Here is a 15,821-nt window from a genome sequence, read left to right on the forward strand (position 1 = left end):
GCGATTTCTTCGAGAACATCGACAGGATCCTCTGAATAGATACATGCAGGATTACCGAGAGGCATCCAACTGGAACGGTTAGTTCCTGTTAGGCCTGTATACCACTGCACCAACCGTGGACCTTCCCCGTCCGTGCATCGGTCTCGCTGCTCCAAGCAAGGGGCGGTTTGGTGGCTCTTATCCTCCAAACAAAGCGGCTCGAAGCGATATCCATTCGGGTCAGTTGGCAAGGCGTTGAAGGCTCGGTGCCACATTCCGGTTTCAGGATCCTGTAGCCAGGATTCCGCAGTAGCATAGTCATCTAGATAGATGTCGTCGATACGATTCGCCACGGACGGCGCTGAAACTAACGTCAGAGACGAACATAAAACAGCTGCACTAAGAATTCGCTCGACTCTCCCCATGGCGCTCAGCCAATTTTCTCTACGGTTTTTGCCACCCAACGCCCATCTTCGTAAATTGCAATCATTATGAGCACGGAGGATTCAACAGGTTCTCCGTCGAGTTCGCTCGTACCGTCAGAGCGGTATACGTCGATCGCGTCTTGGGCATGCTGAAACAAAATCTGATATTCGCCATCTGCGGTGGGCTTGAAGTTCGTTTGTGCTGTTGCCGGAGTCAGGGCACCGCCAACAACCCATCCACCCTCGTCGTATATCTTGGAAATGCCCCTCGTGGCATTTTTACAGGCAGTGCAGCCGTCACCGCTGATGGCCTTCATTGGACCCAAATCACCCGTCGTATACGCGTAGGTCATTGTTTCCAGCCAGTAAGCCGAGAATGCTGTTAATCCTTGGGCAGTCTTTTCTGTGGCGGCTTCCGGCAGTTCCGGCACCGGGACATTTTCCGCGGGCCCTTCCTCGGTTGCAGGTTTGTAGGTCGGCGCGGCTGACGGGGTTGGAACCGGCGGCGGAGTCTGACTGGCTGGAGTAGAAGTAGCGGACGGAGCGGAGGGCTCGGCCCCGGCAGAGCCGGTGCAGCCCGATAGGGCGAGGGCAGCCGCTGCGAGGAGCGGGGCAAGGACACGGGCAGCGCGCGTTCCTGCTGAGAGTGGTAGCTGCTCGCTCACTCAGACCCCCCGGTGCTGGTCGGCTAGACGCTAGGTGCGTGCCAGTCTAGCCAGACGCCTCCGCGGATGCGGAGGTTTTCCACAGGTTTGGTCTGCAGCACGTCGAAACGTCAGCCGTCCCTTGACAACACTCTCCCTATTCTCGGTGTTGGGAAGGAGAAGCGAGCCGGAGCACCCCGACGAGACACCGACGTCGTTGTTGAGCCGAGGCTAGGCGAAGTTGGCGAGGGTTTGCACCAGAAGTTGGCGTTCCTCAACCTTGATCCGTTCGTGGAGGGATTCTTCAGTGTCGTCGTCGAGCACCGGCACCGCGGCCTGGGCGAGAATGGGTCCCGTATCGACCCCGGAATCGACCAGATGCACTGTCACGCCGGTGATCTTGACCCCGTGGGCAAGGGCATCGCGCACGCCGTGGGCGCCGGGGAACGAGGGCAACAGCGCCGGATGGGTATTGAGCAGCCGCCCCTCGAAGCGGGCAACAAATACGGCGTCGAGGATGCGCATGAACCCTGCCAGCAGCACCACGTCCGGTTGGAAGGCGGCGGTAGCTTCTTCCAACGCCCGGTTCCATTCCGGCCGGGCGGCGAAGTCTCCGGGAGCCACGCTGAACGTCTCAATGCCCGCAGCGGCGGCACGTTCCAGGCCGCGGCAGCCGGGCACGTCGCTGCCCACGGCCACGATCTCGGCGTTCAGGCGACCGTCGCCGATAGCGTCGATGACGGCCTGAAGATTGGTGCCGGAGCCGGAAACGAGGACCACAATGCGCATGGAAGCAACTTTATGCGTCCCTCTCGCCTAGGCTTAAACCCATGTTGCAGAACACGCGCCCGGCGCCGACCGAGGAACAGACCAAGTCGGCGGGGCTTTTCATCCGTGTGCTGCTGCTGCTACTGGCTTCCACGTTCCTGGCGACGGCGCTCCCGCTCCCCTGGAAGGCCGTGGCTCCCGCGCTTGCCGTGGCCAGCATTGTGGTGGCCGTGATCGGACTCGTCAAAGCGGTGCGCGCCGGCCTGCCGGGATCGCTCCGGCTTACCTATGTGCTGGGTGTCGGTGCTGGCGGCTTCTTCCTGCTGACCACGCTGGCGCAAGTGCTTTTCTGGCCGCTGACGGCCGAGTTCGAGGCCTGCAACCAGATGGCCGTTACGCAGTCAGCCCGCGAAGAATGCCTGGCCGCCTATGAAGACGAGCTGCTGAACCTGAACGATCTGCTGAGGCCGTAGGTTACTTCCGGCTGCGGGATTTGGCCGGCTCGCGTTCCAGCCAAGGGGCCACCGCGTAGCCGAGCATCGTGCCGACGGCGACTTCGCCCGCCACCCAGAGGGCGGTCGAGATCGGATCGGGTCCGATCTCCGTCAACCGTCCGATCCCCAGCGAACCGTTGGACAGCCACACCAACCCGGCGGTCGCGGCCCCGGCGACAGCACCGACGAACAGGCCCAGGACCACGGTGGAGCCGGATGCGGTGAACCAGCGGGCTTGGATCTTGATGGAGAGCCACTCGTCGAAATGGTTCTCGCCCTCGCGCAGGAACCACCATCCGGCCAGCACACCCGCAAGCACGGGCAAAGCCAGGGCCGCGAGGCCATAGGACAGCTCCCCCGTCGGCAGCGCCCCCAGCACCGGGAACGCGGGCATCGGGCCCACCGTGGTGGCCAGCGGACCGATTGAACTGCCCGAGCCGATAGCAAAGCCGGCCCCCGAGGACCATGCCAGCGTCCACACCACGAGGTTCGGGACCAGCCCAAGCTGCGCCACCGTGAGCACTGCGCCGCCGATAATGCCCGCGCCGAGCTGTTCGTAAATCTCAACGATTTCGGCCCAGTGCAGGCCGAGATCCACGGCGAGCAGCAAAGCCGAGAGTGACACCGCGGCCGTCACCGCCAGCAGCCCCGCGCGGACCGCCGCCCAAACGTAAGATCCCGCCCAGCGTGAGTGCTGGCTGGTGCGGGCGACCCAGGCTGCGGCATCCACGCCGATCAAGCGCCCCCACGATCCAGCCTCCCGGTACGCGCCGACGATCAGCCCGGCACCGGCGGGCAGCAGCGGGATGAGCGCGCCGGCCACAGTGGAAATATCCACTTCGTCGGTGCGCACCATGTAGGCGGTTGCGGCCCCCGCCGCCGCGTACGTTCCCAGCGCGCCGCCCAGCGCCTGCCACAGTTGGTCGGTGTACGAGGCCCTCGCCAGGCGCCGTCCGGCGCGCCAGGAGAGGAAGAACGGAACGAGCATGAGTCCCAGCGGCACCAGAGATAACGTGCCGCGCAGGGTTTCCGCCGAACTGGAGCCGGTCTGGATGGCCAGCTCCAGCGGGACGCCGTGGATCAGCAGCCATGCCTGGCCTCCGAGCCGCGCCAGCGAATCGAAGCTGCGGTCGTCGAAGCCGTCCGCGAACCACACACCTACCAGCGGCAGCAGCACCAGGATGGCCGAGAGCAGGGCGCACTGAAAGAACTCGAAGACACCCTGCAGCCACAGGGGCATCGGCAGTCCGGCCTGGCCTTCCGGTCGCGACGTGAGTTTCATTGCTTCTATCGTGCCAGCCCGGCTGCCCCTGTCCGTTCAGCGACTCGGTGCCGTGGCAATTGGCACACGGCGCGCTCGAGCGGACCCTGCCGACGCAGCGGGTGCCGGGCTGGGCTTTGGCAGCGGGTTCGAGTCGCTGCAGTTTCCCGCGCTTGTTGCTGGAGCACCAGCTCACGAGACGCTAGTGTGGGGCACCCCGAAGCAGAGGAGAGCCCCGTGGGCAAGGTGGTCATGTACAGCTCGGTGTCGGTGGATGGCTTCGTCGCGGACGAGGATGACCAGCCCGGACCGCTGTTCGACTGGTTGTCCAACGGCGACGTCCCGTTGGACGAGAGTGGCGAGTTAAAGGTGTCGCAGACGTCCTACGACTACACGCGGCCGTACTGGGACCAGATCGGGGTGACACTGGTCGGCCGCCACGTCTTCGACCTGACGGACGGCTGGGACGGGAAGCCTCCGAGCGGGGTCGACCACGTGGTCGTCGTGACGCACCGGCCGCAGCCCGAGGGCTGGGACCCCGAGGCGCCGTTTCACTTCGTCGACGGCGTCGAGGCAGCCATGGCCAAGGCGCAAGACCTTGCGGGTGACCGCATCGTCGAGGTCGCCGCTGGTGACGTCGGTGGCCAGATGCTTGCCGCGGGCTTGATCGACGAGGTACGCATGGACGTCGTACCCGTCGTGTTCGGGTCCGGCAAGCGCTACTTCGGGTCGGTCCACGCACAGCACCTGCTGGAGGATCCCGACGTAGTGATTCAGGGCAATCGGGTGCTTCACGTGCGCTATCGGGTACGCCGTTGACAGAACCGAAGTAGGCGAAGAAGAAGTCCACTGCGGTGTGCGCCGTTGGCCCGGCAACCAATACTGCTTTGAGCCGGGCTGGACAATAGAATGGGCGGCCGGATGACATTGGCATCAATCCGGCCGCCCCGCAGGCGGATATTTACTCAACGAAAATTCAACGCAGGAAACCAAATTCCGCGGACTCTTTCCGTGGCTCCGCCAGTCTGCAAGAACCGTGTTTCAACGATTCTTTCGGCATCGGCATTCCGTACGCCTCTAGACCGCAGCACCGCAAGGGCTGTCGATTTGAGGGACGGTGTAGGTTACCGGTGTGTTAGCGCTTGCGCCGCTTGGGAACGGTTTCGTTCTCCAGGACCGCCTTTTCGCGCTTTTCGGCACGCTTTTCTTTGATGCTTCTGCCTTGTTTCTTGGCACTCTCGCGTGACGGCGTTTTACCTGACATTCGTGCTCCTCTTTCTCAAGCGGGATGTCTTGCTAAAGACCATACCCGCTTTGGGAAATAAAGCCAGCCCCCTATTCCTGCTCCCCGGAATACCGGAAAAGGCCCGGATTCAGGCCATCAAGTCCGCCAGCCCCTTGGCCAATGCACCCGCAGCTCCCAGAAAGGCAAGCACGACTACTGCGGTCCTGGCGTGCTCGTCCCGCAGCCGCCGTCCGAGCCGTTCGCCGGCAACGATGCCCATGATGATCGAAAGCACAATCACCGCCCACATCCACCAGTCCAACTGCGGCACGCTGCCCGGGTCCACCGCCAGCTTCGCGCCCACGGTGATGATGCACAGCTGCAGGAAGAATGGCTGCAGCGTCGCAGCGAACCGGCGCGGCGGCCAGTGGGACAGAATGGCGTACGCGCTGACGGTGGGGCCACCCACGCCGGCGAGCGCGTTGGTCAGCCCGGAGCCGAAACCCGCGAGCACCTTGGGCAGCTGCCCGGAAACGGTGACTTCGGCACGGCCCAACACCACCGCCACGGCCAGCCCCGCCATCACCACCCCGCCCACCACGGCGGAGAGCACAGCAGGCGTGACCTGCACCGCAAGCCAGGAACCGAAAACCGTGCCGGCGGCGGCCGGGACGGACAACCACAGCAGCAGGTTCCAGTCAATCTCCTGCCAGACCCGGGGCACGATCAGCCCGCAGGAGACGACGGCGCAAATGTTGATCATCATGATGCCCTCGTGCGGCCCGAGCAGGATCGCCAGGATCGGCGCCACCAGCAGCGCGAACCCGATGCCCGCGATGCGCTGGGCCACCGAACCGAAGAAGATTGCGCCGGTGATCAGCGCCAGGAGTCCCATGGTCACCCGACCACCCTCCCAGAGTGAAGTTAGGCCGCCGTTCACCGACACGATCACACGTGCTTGCCTGCCGGTCGCCGGCCGCGGGCAGGCTGGGCGGCGTGAGGATAGCCATCGTTGCCGAATCGTTCCTTCCGCACATGAACGGGGTCACCCAGTCGCTGTTGCAGGTGATCGCCCACCTGCGCCGCCGCGGCGACGACGTCCTGGTGATCGCACCGGCGTCGTCCTGGCTGGAGGACACCGCCCCGGCCACGGTGGAGGGCTACCCGGTCCACCGCCTGCCGTCCATCCCGCTGCGCGGTTATCCCAACGTGCGGGTGGCGGCCGGAACCGTGTCACGCATCCGCCGCGTGCTGGCGGACTTCGGTCCGGACGTGGTCCACGTGGCGTCGCCCTTCATCCTGGGCTGGCGTGGGGTGCAGGCCGCCCAGCAACTCGGCCTGCCCACGGTCTCCGTCTACCAGACCGAGGTGCCCGCCTACGCGGCCCGCTACGGCGCGCCCTGGCTGCAGGAGCTGCTGTGGCAGCGGGTGGAGAACATTCACAAGGCCTCCACCCTGACCCTGGCGCCGTCGTCGTTCGCCATAGAGCAGTTGCGCGGCCGCGGCATCCGCGTCCACCTGTGGCGCCGCGGCGTGGACACCAGCCGTTTCCATCCGGATAAGCACGACGCCGGCTGGCGGGCGTCCGTGGCGCCGCGCGGCGAACGGATCATCGGCTATGTGGGCCGCCTGGCGGCGGAAAAGCAGGTGGAGGACCTGGCCGTGCTGGCCGACCTACCCGGCACGCGGCTGGTGGTGGTCGGCTCGGGTCCGCTGAAGGAGGAGCTGCAGGAGAGGCTGCCCGGCGCCCACTTCGCCGGTTTCCAGGGCGGCGAAGACCTGGCCCGGCATGTGGCTTCCTTCGACCTCTTTGTCCACCCCGGCGAATCCGAAACGTTCTGCCAAACCATCCAGGAGGCCATGGCCAGCGGCGTGCCCGTCGTCGCTGTGGGTCGCGGCGGCCCGGTGGACCTGGTCGATCCCTCGCGGACCGGCTGGATCTACGAGCCCGGGAGGCTGGACCAACTGCGCGGGTACGTCCAGGATTTGGTGGGCGACGACACCAAGCGCCGCGCGCTGGGCAGGGCCGCCTTCGACTCGGTGCAGGGCCGCACCTGGCCGGTGCTCTGCGAGCAGCTGGTGGACCATTACCGGCTGGCCACCCGGGTCAAGCGCCGCGCCCTTAACCTCGAAGCCCGCGGCGTGCTCGGCTTTCTCACCGGGTGAAAGCTTCAGCCCGGACCGGACCGGTGGACGCCCTCCCTGCCTCGACTAGGATGTGGCCATGCCAACAGAAACCGGTTCCGTCCCGCCCGACAGTGGCTCCTCTCTGCGACAGGAGCAGCCCGGGCCGGCCGGACAGGAGCAGCGCGCCTCGGCCGGGCAGTCCGTGCCGGAGCGGCTGGCCGAGCAGTTCAAGTCCCTGGGTGTCGCCCGGACCTACGGCGAACCGCTGCAGGTGGGCGGCGACACCGTGGTGCCCGTGGCCATGGTCCAGTACGGATTCGGCGGCGGCGACTCCGGGGGAGCTGCCGGCGGAGGCGGCGGCGGGATGGCCGTTCCGCTCGGCGCCTACATCGGCAACGGCACCGGACCCGCCACGTTCCGGCCAAACACGGTTGCGTTGTTCACCGTGCTGATCCCCCTGGCTTGGATCACCGGGCGGGCCCTGGCCCGCGTGGTCCGGGCCGCCAAGAAGTAGGCAGCGCCGGCCAGGGAGAACGGCGCGGAAGCCGGTGCGGGCCGCGAGAACCGTGCCCGGCAAGCTTCCCTCCAAGAGCCCCCGCTCCCGCCTTGGCGGACCCTGCGTCGGGCCCTAGCGGACACTGCGGCGGGACCGTAGGCTCGAACATGACAGCCACCTACCGGAGAAGGACAGTCCCGATGAAACTGAGCCATATTCCCCTGCGCCTTTCCACCGGCGCGTTCATCCTCAACTCCGGTCTGGGCAAGCGGAACCTGGACCGAGACAGTGCCGCGGCGATGCAGGAAATGGGCAGCCGCGCGATCCCCCAGTTAAAGGAAATGGAACCCGAGAAGTTCGGCAAGCTGCTCGCGTACGGCGAGACCGCCCTCGGCGCGGCCCTGCTGCTGCCGTTCGTGCCCAGCCGGCTGGCCGGCCTGGGGCTGGCCGCATTCTCCGGTTCGCTGCTGGCCATGTACTTCAACACCCCCCACATGACCACCGAAGGCGGCGTCCGCCCCAGCTCAGAGGGCACCCCCGTGGCTAAGGACGTCTGGCTGCTCGGCATCGCGCTGGCGCTGATCCTGGACACCAAGGACAAGAAGCCGAAGGTCCTAACCACCCTGTAACTTCCGCGGCGCAGGACGACGGCGGAGCGTCCCCTCCGGCGTCGTCCTCCCCGTCCCCAGCGCCAGCGGCAGGTGCCGGACGCCGGTTCCAGCGTGAGATGATGGAAGCCATGGCCGCTCTCACTTTTCCGCTGGTTGACGTCAGCGAAATCATCCGGTTGGTGGGCGGCGCCGCCTTTGCGCGCGGCAAGATCTACGCCTCCGACGGCTCCGTTGCAGAACCCGTCTGGGACCCCTCCGTCCGGCTGCTGACCGCCAAGGTCATTGGCACCGCCGCTCTGCCGTACCGCTGCCGGATCTACTTGGAAACCGGCAAGAGCGGGCAGTGGCGCCCGGCATCGTCCTCCTGCAGTTGCCCGGTGGGCGACGACTGCAAACACGTGGCAGCCGTGCTCTTGGCCAGCAACAGCCGGCACGTCATCTCCAGCCAGGCCTTCGCGCGCGAGCCGGAACCGGAATCGGCCGGATGGCAGGACTCGTTGGAGGGGCTGATCGGCGGCACGCCGGACCCCGCCCGGCAGGATACCGGCAAGCCGTCAAAGGCCAAGGCGAAAAGTACGTCTCCGCTCGGACTGCAGTTCGACCTCCTGGAACCCGGACGGCGGCAGGACCGCCAGTACCGGCCCTCGGGCCTCTCCCTGCCGCAGGCCTCCGCGCCGGGCCCAAACTGGACGCGCAAGGCCGGGAACCGGCTGCGCGTCGGGGTCCGTCCCGTGCTGCAGAACGAGACCGGGCGATGGATCCGCAGCAAGCTGCGCTGGAACACCATCAGCTACAAGACCTACGGCCTGCCGCTGGACCCCGAACAGCACCGCTGGTTCAGCCAGTTTGCACCGCTGCACCGGGCCACCGGCCTCACCTACTTCGGCGAAGACAACGACTGGCTCTTCCTCGACGAATTCAGCAGCCCGCTCTTGTGGGAACTCTTCGCCGAGGCCAAGCGGCTGGGCATCGCCCTGATCGGCGCCAAGGCCGACACCGTCGTCGAGGTCCGGGAACAGGCCGTGATCGGTCTGGACGCCCACCGCGACGGCCCGGCCGACGCTTACGCTGACGCCGCCACTCCGGAAGCCGCCGCGGAAGCCCCCGCGGCCGAAGCCGCGGCGGAAGCCCCCACCCCGGAGACCGGCGGGGAGACCGGCCCCGCGACCGGCGACCTGGTCCTCACGTCGTCGCTGCGGATCGACGGGCGGGAACTGCCCACCGGGACGGCGGGCATCGTCGGCACGCACGGCGTCTACCACTACGCCGTCGACGGACAGACCGTCATCACGCTGGCCCCGACCGGGCATCCGGTGACCGACCAGGAAGCGAACCTGCTGCTCTCCGGCACCCCGCTGAAGGTGCCAGCCGCCGACGTCGAGCAGTTCATGGAGCGCTACTACCCCGTGCTCAGCCAGCGCATCGCCGTCGTCAGCAGCGACGGTTCGGTGAGCTTCCCGGAGATCGTCCCCCCGGAGCTCGTGCTGACCGCCTCCTACCGAAAAGGCAACGTGCTGCAGCTCGGCTGGCACCTCGAGTACCGCCACGGGGACAAGCCGCTGCGCCTGCCGGTCGACGAGCAGCCCGACGGCAGCCACTACCGCGATCTGTCGGCCGAGCAGGACCTGCTGGAGGCGGCCGAGGCGGTGCCGGGCGTGGGCACGACGGCGGCGCGCACCCTCCGGGACATGGCCACCGTGGATTTCACCCGCTACGCGCTGCCGGCGCTCGAACAGCTCGACGGCGTGCGCGTGGATATTGTCGGCGACAAGCCCGACTACCAGGAACTCACCGAGGCACCCGAGCTGACCATCAGCACGGTGGAGACCGACGAGAGCGACTGGTTCGACCTGGGCGTCATGGTCCGCGTGGCCGGCCGCACCGTCCCGTTCGGGAACATCTTCAAGGCCCTGGCCCGCGGCCAGACGCGGCTGTTGCTGGTGGACAAGTCCTACTTGTCGCTGGAGCAGCCGGTCTTCGACCGTCTCCGCCAGCTCGTGGACGAAGCCCGCCATATGCAGGACCGGGAATCGGGCGAACAGCTGCAGATCAGCCGCTACCAGGCGTCCCTCTGGGAGGACCTGGAGGAAGTGGCCACCGAAACGGTGCAGGCGCGTACCTGGCGCGAATCGGTGCAGGGGCTGCTGGAACTGGAAACAGTCGAGCAGACCCCGCTGCCGGCCGGCCTGCACGCCGACCTCCGCCCCTACCAGGCCGAAGGCTTCAACTGGCTCGCCTTCCTCTGGCGGCACCGGTTGGGCGGCGTGCTGGCGGACGACATGGGACTGGGCAAGACGCTGCAGACCCTGGCCCTGCTGCTGCATGCCAAACAGCAGGGCGACCCGGCCACTGCCCGGCCGTTCCTGGTCGTGGCACCCACCTCGGTGGTGTCCAACTGGGTCAACGAGAGCCGGCGCTTCGCCCCCGACCTCCGGGTCGAGAGCATCACCGACACCCAGGGCCGCGGCCGGCCGCTGTCCGAGATCGCGGCGGACACCGACGTCATCGTCACGTCCTACACGCTGTTCCGGCTGGATTTCGACACCTACAAGGAGATGGACTGGGCCGGGCTGATCCTGGATGAAGCCCAGTTCGTCAAGAACCGCGCCACCAAGGTCCATCAGTGCGCCCGCGATCTGCACGCGCCCTTCAAGATGGCGATCACCGGCACGCCCATGGAGAACAACCTCATGGAGCTCTGGTCCATCTTCTCCATCGTCGCGCCCGGCCTCTTCCCGTCCGCGGTCCGGTTTGTGGACCAGTACCAGCGGCCGATCGAACGCAGCCAGGACAAGGAGCTGCTGCAGAAACTGCGCCACCGGATCAAACCGCTGATGATGCGCCGCAGCAAGGAGGCCGTGGCCGAGGACCTGCCCGAGAAGCAGGAACAGATCCTCGAGGTGGAGCTGACGCCCAAGCACCGGCGGATCTACGACACGCACCTGCAGCGCGAACGGCAGAAGGTGCTGCGGCTGGTCGAGGACATGGACAAGAACCGGTTCACGATCTTCCAGTCGCTGACCCTGTTGCGGCTCCTGAGCCTGGATCCCTCACTGGTGGATCCGAAATACTCGTCGGTCCCCTCCAGCAAGCTGGGCGTCCTGTTCGAGCAACTCGAAGACGTCCTCGGCGAGGGGCATCGGGCGCTGATCTTCAGCCAGTTCACCAGCTACCTCAAGAAGACCGCCCAGCAGTTGGACGCGGCCGGCATCGAGTACTGCTATCTGGACGGCTCCACCCGCCGCCGCGCCGACGTCATCGACACGTTCAAGAACGGCAACGCGCCGGTGTTCCTGATCAGCCTCAAGGCAGGCGGCTTCGGCCTGAACCTCACCGAGGCCGACTACTGTTTCCTGCTGGACCCCTGGTGGAACCCGGCCACCGAGGCCCAGGCCGTGGACCGCACGCACCGGATCGGCCAGACCAAGAACGTCATGGTCTACCGGATGGTGGCCCGCGGGACGATCGAAGAGAAGGTCATGGCCCTGAAGGAACGCAAGGCCAAACTGATCGCCTCGGTGCTCGAAGATGATGCGATGTTCTCCTCCAAACTCACTGCCACCGACATCCGCGGGCTGTTCGGCGAGTAGCCGGCACCCGGCAGCACCTCAGTGCCTACTGCGTTTTGAGTGCCTCAGCGCCTACTGCGTCTTGATTTGCAGCAGCCGCCAGCCTTCGGGCACCTGCGCTTCGATCGCGGCCTTGGCTTCGGCATACGTGTCACCCTCGGCCGACAACTCCTTGGTTTCCACCGGCTGAATGATTCCCACAACTTTGACCACGGACTAAAGATATCCTCGCCCGCCCGGGCACCGCGGGATGCGGCTTGGTGCTTCCGCTCACGCCCGCCGGCCGAGGTGCCGCGCCCGGCCGGGTACGCGCCGCCGGCTCACGCCGGCCCGGCCCTCCCCATGGACGGCGGGGCCGCCGGAGGCTTCGCTCCCGCCAGGCGTTTCCTCCCCGGGCAGTCACCTGCCTCCGGCATGCCGGCGCCAGACCAGGTCCAGGCCCGCGTGGGCGCAGTCTATGTTCCAGTCCGTGTACCCCACGCCGAGCGCGTCCGGATGGTCGGAGGCGAACACCACCACCCCCGGGTAGTCCCGGATGAACTCCGCCAGCATGTCAATTCCCTGCCGGTCCAGATCGGCGTCGAGCCGGTTCAGGACCAGCAGCGGCGGATCGCCCAGCGAGGCCCTCGCCAGCATCAGCCGGGCCAGCTCGGAGGTGGTCAACGGTTCGCCGCCGCGCTTGAGCTGGGTCTCCTCGCCCCGCTCCAATTGCCTGATGCGGCCGGCGAGGCCGACGCGTTCCAGGGCCGCCGACCCGTCGTCCGGCGGGAGGTCGGGCCGGCGGTACCGCACGCTGCGGGCGATCGAGCCGCGCTCCACGTACATGCCCGCGGCGGCGTAGCCCACCAGTTTTCGGCGGGTGCGGCTGCCGCTTTCCAGCAGGTCCCGGCCGCCCACCATGGCCACCGCATTCGGGTCGCTGCGGATCCCGACCAGTGTCTCCAGGGCCCTGGTCCCGGCCGCCGGATCGGCGGTGCGGATGCGGATCCGCGCGCCAGGGCCGGCGGACAAGGGCGGCACCGGGCAGTTCCGGCAGGCGGCCAGGCCGTCCACCAGCACTCCCCCGCCGGCGCGGGAACCCGCCGGGACGGTTGCCTCCGCCGCTGCGGCGGACGCTGCCGTCCCGGCCGCGGCCCCCTCACTGGTTCCGGACCGGGCTGCCGGGCGCCGTCGTCGGGCATCCCGCGCCGCGGCGGCCACCGCGAGGGCCGGACCGAGAATGCGCCGCGCGGCCCGGAAGTTCTGCCGGTATTCCACCACCCGACCCAGGTCCGTGACGGGCGCGGAGATCATCCCCACGATGGTCAGCCCGGCGGCGATGCTGGCCGTGGGCACCGCCTGCCAGGTTCCGACCGCGGCCACGGCGGCGCCGGCGAGCGAGGCGGCTGCGGCCGCCGCCCCGCGGATGTAACCGGCGGCGGCGGCGCGGTGCACGGCCGCGTCCACCACCCTCCGCCCGGCCTTGTCGATCTGCCTGACCTCCCGGTCCTCGCCGCCGGCGGCACGGATGGTGCCGGCGGCAATCACCGTGTCGGCGAGCCGGGCGGCCAGCCGCCCCCGGTGTCGGCGCAAGGCGCCGGCGCGCTGGAACGCCGGCCGGGACAGCAACGCCAGCCCGGCGGCCAGCAGCACCAGGGGAACGACGACGGCGAACGCCAGCACCGGGGACAGGAACCACAGCGCCACCGTGGTTCCCGCGATCAGCGGGATGCCGACCGCCAGCGGCGCGATGCCCAGCGCGATCCAGTTCCGGACGCTGGAGAGGTCGTTGGTACTGCGCGCGATGGTCACCCCCGGCGACGGTCCGCGGTCGGTGGCCAGGGCAGAGGCCACCAGTCCCTTGCGGATCTCGTGGATGTAGTCCTGCCCGAGCTTTTCGGCCAGGACGCGCTCGAGGGCCCGCAGGCCGCCCAGCCCCAGCGCAGCTGCAGCCAGGCCGACGGCGGGCGGCAGGATGCCGGCCGCATCCGGCGCGGTGCCGCCCAGCAGCCGGGTCATCAGCAGCGCGCTCACCCCGGCGGCCGCGGCCATCAGCAGGCCGGTCGCCAGCAGGGCCGCCATCAGCCAGCGGCGCCGGCCGCGCAGCAGCTGAGGCAGCCGCCCGTCGGCAGGCGGGGGATTTTCCCGCGGTGAGTCCGCGCGATTCCGTGCGGCCGGCGCGGCCTTGGCCACCCGGGCCGTCACTGTTACCTCCGCTCCGGCAGCAGCTGCAGGGCCGTCGCCGGGTCGCACAGGTCGTAGGTGTTGATCACCGGGGCATCAATGACGCCGGCTGCTTCCCGGGCGGCCAGCGGCGAGGCGGTCAGCAGGCCGGAGACGGCGGGCACGCTGACGCCGGCGTCGCGCAGGACGGCCACGCCGGCGGTGGCGCCCAGGGCGTCGGCCGCGGAAAACACCACGTGGTCCACGGCGGCATGGAAAACCGGGTCGGCCAGCAGCCGGGCCGTTTCGCCCTGATAGACGCCGTCGGCAATTTCCACCACCACCACGTCGGTCTCGGAAGTGGTCAGCGCGTCGATCAGGCTGGTGAGCAGGCCGCGCACGCGCTCGTAGTCCAGCAAGTAGGTGGTCGGGAAGCCGAAGTCGGTGAAGTCGAGCACTTTCGCGGCTCCGGCATCGGCGAACAGCAGCGGGTCGTTGCCGGCGCCGGTGCCGGTGGCCTTTCCCGCGGACACGTGCAGGCCGGCCGCGGTCAGGCCCTTGACCAGGCAGCCAAGCGTGGTGGACTTGCCGGAGTTCATGGACGTGCCGAGCACCGCAATGACCGGCGGCCGTCCCGGCAGTGCGGTGCCGGCGCCGATCGAGTGCGGCGCCAGGTCGGCCAGGTTGACCGCGCGCCCGTCCCGCGCCAGCAGGCCGATGGGCTGGATGCGGGTGGCCCTGTCGATGCCGGCGTGCTGTTCCAGCACCCGCGCCGCCAGTCCGCCGCCGGCCACCAGCGAGCATTCGGACAGGTCGGCGGGTACCACCGCCAGGAACTGGTCCGGCGCGTACCGGTTGCCGTAGGCCACCAGGATCTCGTCGCCGACGAACATTGCCTGCCGCCGTGAGGCCGGGCTCTCCAAGCGGGTGTGCTTGCCGATCTCGACCACCCGGGCCAGCACCACGTCGCCGGCGGCCGGGGCGGCCTGGAGCAATTGGTAGCCGGTGGCGTCGAGGCAGAGGCGCTCGGCCAGGAACCGGGTGGTGTACGCCTTCTTGGCCCGGTGCAGCCGCTGCGGGTCTGCCGGAGCGGACGCCGGGCCGAAAAGCTCCCTGGCCGCACCGACGGTCGATGCGGCCAGGGAGAAAACCTCCGCCGCCGCGCCGGCCGCCGGTGCTGCAGGGGTGCCGAGTGCTTCGAGTCCTGCAGCGGTGCCTGCGGGGAAATCTGTGATGGTCATGGCCTGCTCCTTGGTTGTTGGGTGCGTCAGGAATGAGTCAACACATCCGCGATGAAACGAACATGACAGCCGCATGAGGGCTTTCTCATGAACCGTTTACCCTGTAGTTGCCCGTGCTCCCTGCGCTGTTCAGTCCACCGCGCAAGGAAGGTCCCCCGCCCTCCGGGAGCCGTATCCGGCCGGCGCGCACCGCCGTCGGGCTATGGTTGATGAGGGGACATGTCACCGTGTGGAAACCGTCCCGTCCACCCGGGTAAAAGGGGAAAAGTGCTGGCACTCGTACGTCATGGGCAAACCGACTGGAACGCTGAGGGCCGGCTGCAGGGGCATACGGATGTGCCGCTCAACAGCGTGGGCAGACGGCAGGCGCTGGACGCCGGCAGTTGGCTCGCCGAGAGCGATTGGAACGTCCTCGTGTCCTCGCCGCTGGGCCGCGCGATGGAGACCGCCCGCCTTATCGGCAGCCGGGTGGGGCTGGAGTTGGCGGAAACCGTGCCGGACCTCTCGGAGCGCGACTACCGCGGAATCGAAGGCACCGTGCTGCGCGGCCTGGAACGGCCGGAGATCGACGCGCTCATGCGGCAGGCCGAGCCCGAACGCGAGGTGGCCGCGCGGGGCGTCGCCGGCCTGCAGGAAGTGCTCCGCTCCTACGCGGGCCGCAACATCATCGTGGTGGCCCACGGAACGATCCTGCGGCTCACACTGAATCTCCTCCACGGCACGCCGCGGGGCTACATCGCCAACGGTGAGACCGTGCGATTGGATCCCGACCTGGTGCTCGGCTACCGGGCGGACCCGGACCAACTGGCCGCCGCGCGCTCCTGACCGGACCGATGCTC

15 protein-coding genes are annotated in these 15,821 nt (G+C 68.0%); 7 read left to right on the plus strand and 8 right to left on the minus strand.

Going from position 1 to position 15,821, the window contains the following annotated elements; all coding sequences use genetic code 11:
* Window positions 1–409 precede the first annotated feature (409 nt).
* Together AC5RTY_RS14435 and purN are read right to left on the minus strand one after the other, a co-directional pair.
* Window positions 410–1,069, minus strand: a complete 660-nt coding sequence (locus AC5RTY_RS14435) for a DUF6318 family protein (RefSeq protein ID WP_494139750.1) — start codon at window positions 1,067–1,069, stop codon at window positions 410–412.
* A gap of 210 nt (window positions 1,070–1,279) precedes the next feature.
* The gene (gene purN / locus AC5RTY_RS14440) at window positions 1,280–1,837 is read right to left on the minus strand and encodes a phosphoribosylglycinamide formyltransferase (RefSeq protein WP_494014443.1); all 558 of its coding nucleotides are present in this window, start codon (window positions 1,835–1,837) and stop codon (window positions 1,280–1,282) included.
* Between the two features lie 41 nt (window positions 1,838–1,878).
* Here purN and AC5RTY_RS14445 point away from each other — a divergent pair, with 41 nt between their 5' ends.
* Window positions 1,879–2,289 carry a hypothetical protein gene (locus AC5RTY_RS14445; RefSeq protein WP_494001537.1) on the plus strand — a complete coding sequence of 137 codons (411 nt, stop codon included), beginning with the start codon at window positions 1,879–1,881 and terminating at the stop codon, window positions 2,287–2,289.
* Between the two features lies 1 nt (window position 2,290).
* On the opposite strand, the gene AC5RTY_RS14450 is transcribed toward AC5RTY_RS14445, so the two are convergent.
* Window positions 2,291–3,592: a cell division protein PerM gene (locus AC5RTY_RS14450; protein ID WP_494001538.1), complete on the minus strand. Its 1,302-nt coding sequence runs from the start codon at window positions 3,590–3,592 to the stop codon at window positions 2,291–2,293.
* Between the two features lie 216 nt (window positions 3,593–3,808).
* On the opposite strand from AC5RTY_RS14450, the gene AC5RTY_RS14455 reads away from it, so the two are divergent.
* Window positions 3,809–4,390: a dihydrofolate reductase family protein gene (locus AC5RTY_RS14455; protein ID WP_494139883.1), complete on the plus strand. Its 582-nt coding sequence runs from the start codon at window positions 3,809–3,811 to the stop codon at window positions 4,388–4,390.
* Window positions 4,391–4,706: 316 nt separating this feature from the next.
* On the opposite strand, the gene AC5RTY_RS14460 is transcribed toward AC5RTY_RS14455, so the two are convergent.
* A complete protein-coding gene (locus tag AC5RTY_RS14460) occupies window positions 4,707–4,835 on the minus strand; it encodes a hypothetical protein (RefSeq protein ID WP_493978854.1) in 129 nt (42 codons plus the stop codon).
* 109 nt (window positions 4,836–4,944) lie between these two features.
* Complete coding sequence (locus AC5RTY_RS14465) at window positions 4,945–5,691, minus strand: sulfite exporter TauE/SafE family protein (RefSeq protein WP_494139884.1); 747 nt, start codon at window positions 5,689–5,691, stop codon at window positions 4,945–4,947.
* Window positions 5,692–5,792: 101 nt separating this feature from the next.
* On the opposite strand from AC5RTY_RS14465, the gene AC5RTY_RS14470 reads away from it, so the two are divergent.
* From AC5RTY_RS14470 to AC5RTY_RS14485, 4 genes are all read left to right on the plus strand, one after another.
* The gene (locus tag AC5RTY_RS14470) at window positions 5,793–6,962 is read left to right on the plus strand and encodes a glycosyltransferase family 4 protein (protein ID WP_494139751.1); all 1,170 of its coding nucleotides are present in this window, start codon (window positions 5,793–5,795) and stop codon (window positions 6,960–6,962) included.
* A 58-nt stretch (window positions 6,963–7,020) separates the two neighbouring features.
* Entirely contained in the window at window positions 7,021–7,437 is a 417-nt protein-coding gene (locus AC5RTY_RS14475; protein ID WP_494139752.1) for a hypothetical protein, read from the plus strand.
* A gap of 182 nt (window positions 7,438–7,619) precedes the next feature.
* Complete coding sequence (locus AC5RTY_RS14480; RefSeq protein WP_494014448.1) at window positions 7,620–8,048, plus strand: hypothetical protein; 429 nt, start codon at window positions 7,620–7,622, stop codon at window positions 8,046–8,048.
* A gap of 110 nt (window positions 8,049–8,158) precedes the next feature.
* Entirely contained in the window at window positions 8,159–11,620 is a 3,462-nt protein-coding gene (locus AC5RTY_RS14485; RefSeq protein ID WP_494139753.1) for a DEAD/DEAH box helicase, read from the plus strand.
* Between the two features lie 51 nt (window positions 11,621–11,671).
* Here AC5RTY_RS14485 and AC5RTY_RS14490 read toward each other — a convergent pair whose 3' ends face one another.
* From AC5RTY_RS14490 to AC5RTY_RS14500, 3 genes are all read right to left on the minus strand, one after another.
* Window positions 11,672–11,812, minus strand: coding sequence for a hypothetical protein (locus tag AC5RTY_RS14490; RefSeq protein WP_494001544.1), 141 nt, complete (start codon window positions 11,810–11,812; stop codon window positions 11,672–11,674).
* Window positions 11,813–11,998: 186 nt separating this feature from the next.
* Window positions 11,999–13,783, minus strand: coding sequence for an ABC transporter transmembrane domain-containing protein (locus AC5RTY_RS14495; RefSeq protein ID WP_494139754.1), 1,785 nt, complete (start codon window positions 13,781–13,783; stop codon window positions 11,999–12,001).
* 2 nt (window positions 13,784–13,785) lie between these two features.
* Entirely contained in the window at window positions 13,786–14,982 is a 1,197-nt protein-coding gene (locus AC5RTY_RS14500; RefSeq protein ID WP_494139755.1) for a P-loop NTPase family protein, read from the minus strand.
* 267 nt (window positions 14,983–15,249) lie between these two features.
* On the opposite strand from AC5RTY_RS14500, the gene AC5RTY_RS14505 reads away from it, so the two are divergent.
* Window positions 15,250–15,807 (plus strand): histidine phosphatase family protein, encoded by a 558-nt coding sequence (locus tag AC5RTY_RS14505; protein ID WP_494139756.1) that lies wholly within the window; start codon window positions 15,250–15,252, stop codon window positions 15,805–15,807.
* The last annotated feature ends 14 nt before the right edge of the window (window positions 15,808–15,821 follow it).

It is taken from the genome of Arthrobacter sp. Y3224055, assembly GCF_059090825.1.

Coding starts and splice junctions, on each gene's coding strand:
- AC5RTY_RS14450 (WP_494001538.1), bottom strand. CDS start 3,592: ATGAAACTCACGTCGCGACCGGAAGGCCAGGCCGGACTGCCGATGCCC.
- AC5RTY_RS14500 (WP_494139755.1), bottom strand. CDS start 14,982: ATGACCATCACAGATTTCCCCGCAGGCACCGCTGCAGGACTCGAAGCA.
- AC5RTY_RS14475 (WP_494139752.1), top strand. CDS start 7,021: ATGCCAACAGAAACCGGTTCCGTCCCGCCCGACAGTGGCTCCTCTCTG.
- AC5RTY_RS14485 (WP_494139753.1), top strand. CDS start 8,159: ATGGCCGCTCTCACTTTTCCGCTGGTTGACGTCAGCGAAATCATCCGG.
- AC5RTY_RS14465 (WP_494139884.1), bottom strand. CDS start 5,691: ATGGGACTCCTGGCGCTGATCACCGGCGCAATCTTCTTCGGTTCGGTG.
- AC5RTY_RS14480 (WP_494014448.1), top strand. CDS start 7,620: ATGAAACTGAGCCATATTCCCCTGCGCCTTTCCACCGGCGCGTTCATC.
- purN (WP_494014443.1), bottom strand. CDS start 1,837: ATGCGCATTGTGGTCCTCGTTTCCGGCTCCGGCACCAATCTTCAGGCC.
- AC5RTY_RS14445 (WP_494001537.1), top strand. CDS start 1,879: ATGTTGCAGAACACGCGCCCGGCGCCGACCGAGGAACAGACCAAGTCG.
- AC5RTY_RS14460 (WP_493978854.1), bottom strand. CDS start 4,835: ATGTCAGGTAAAACGCCGTCACGCGAGAGTGCCAAGAAACAAGGCAGA.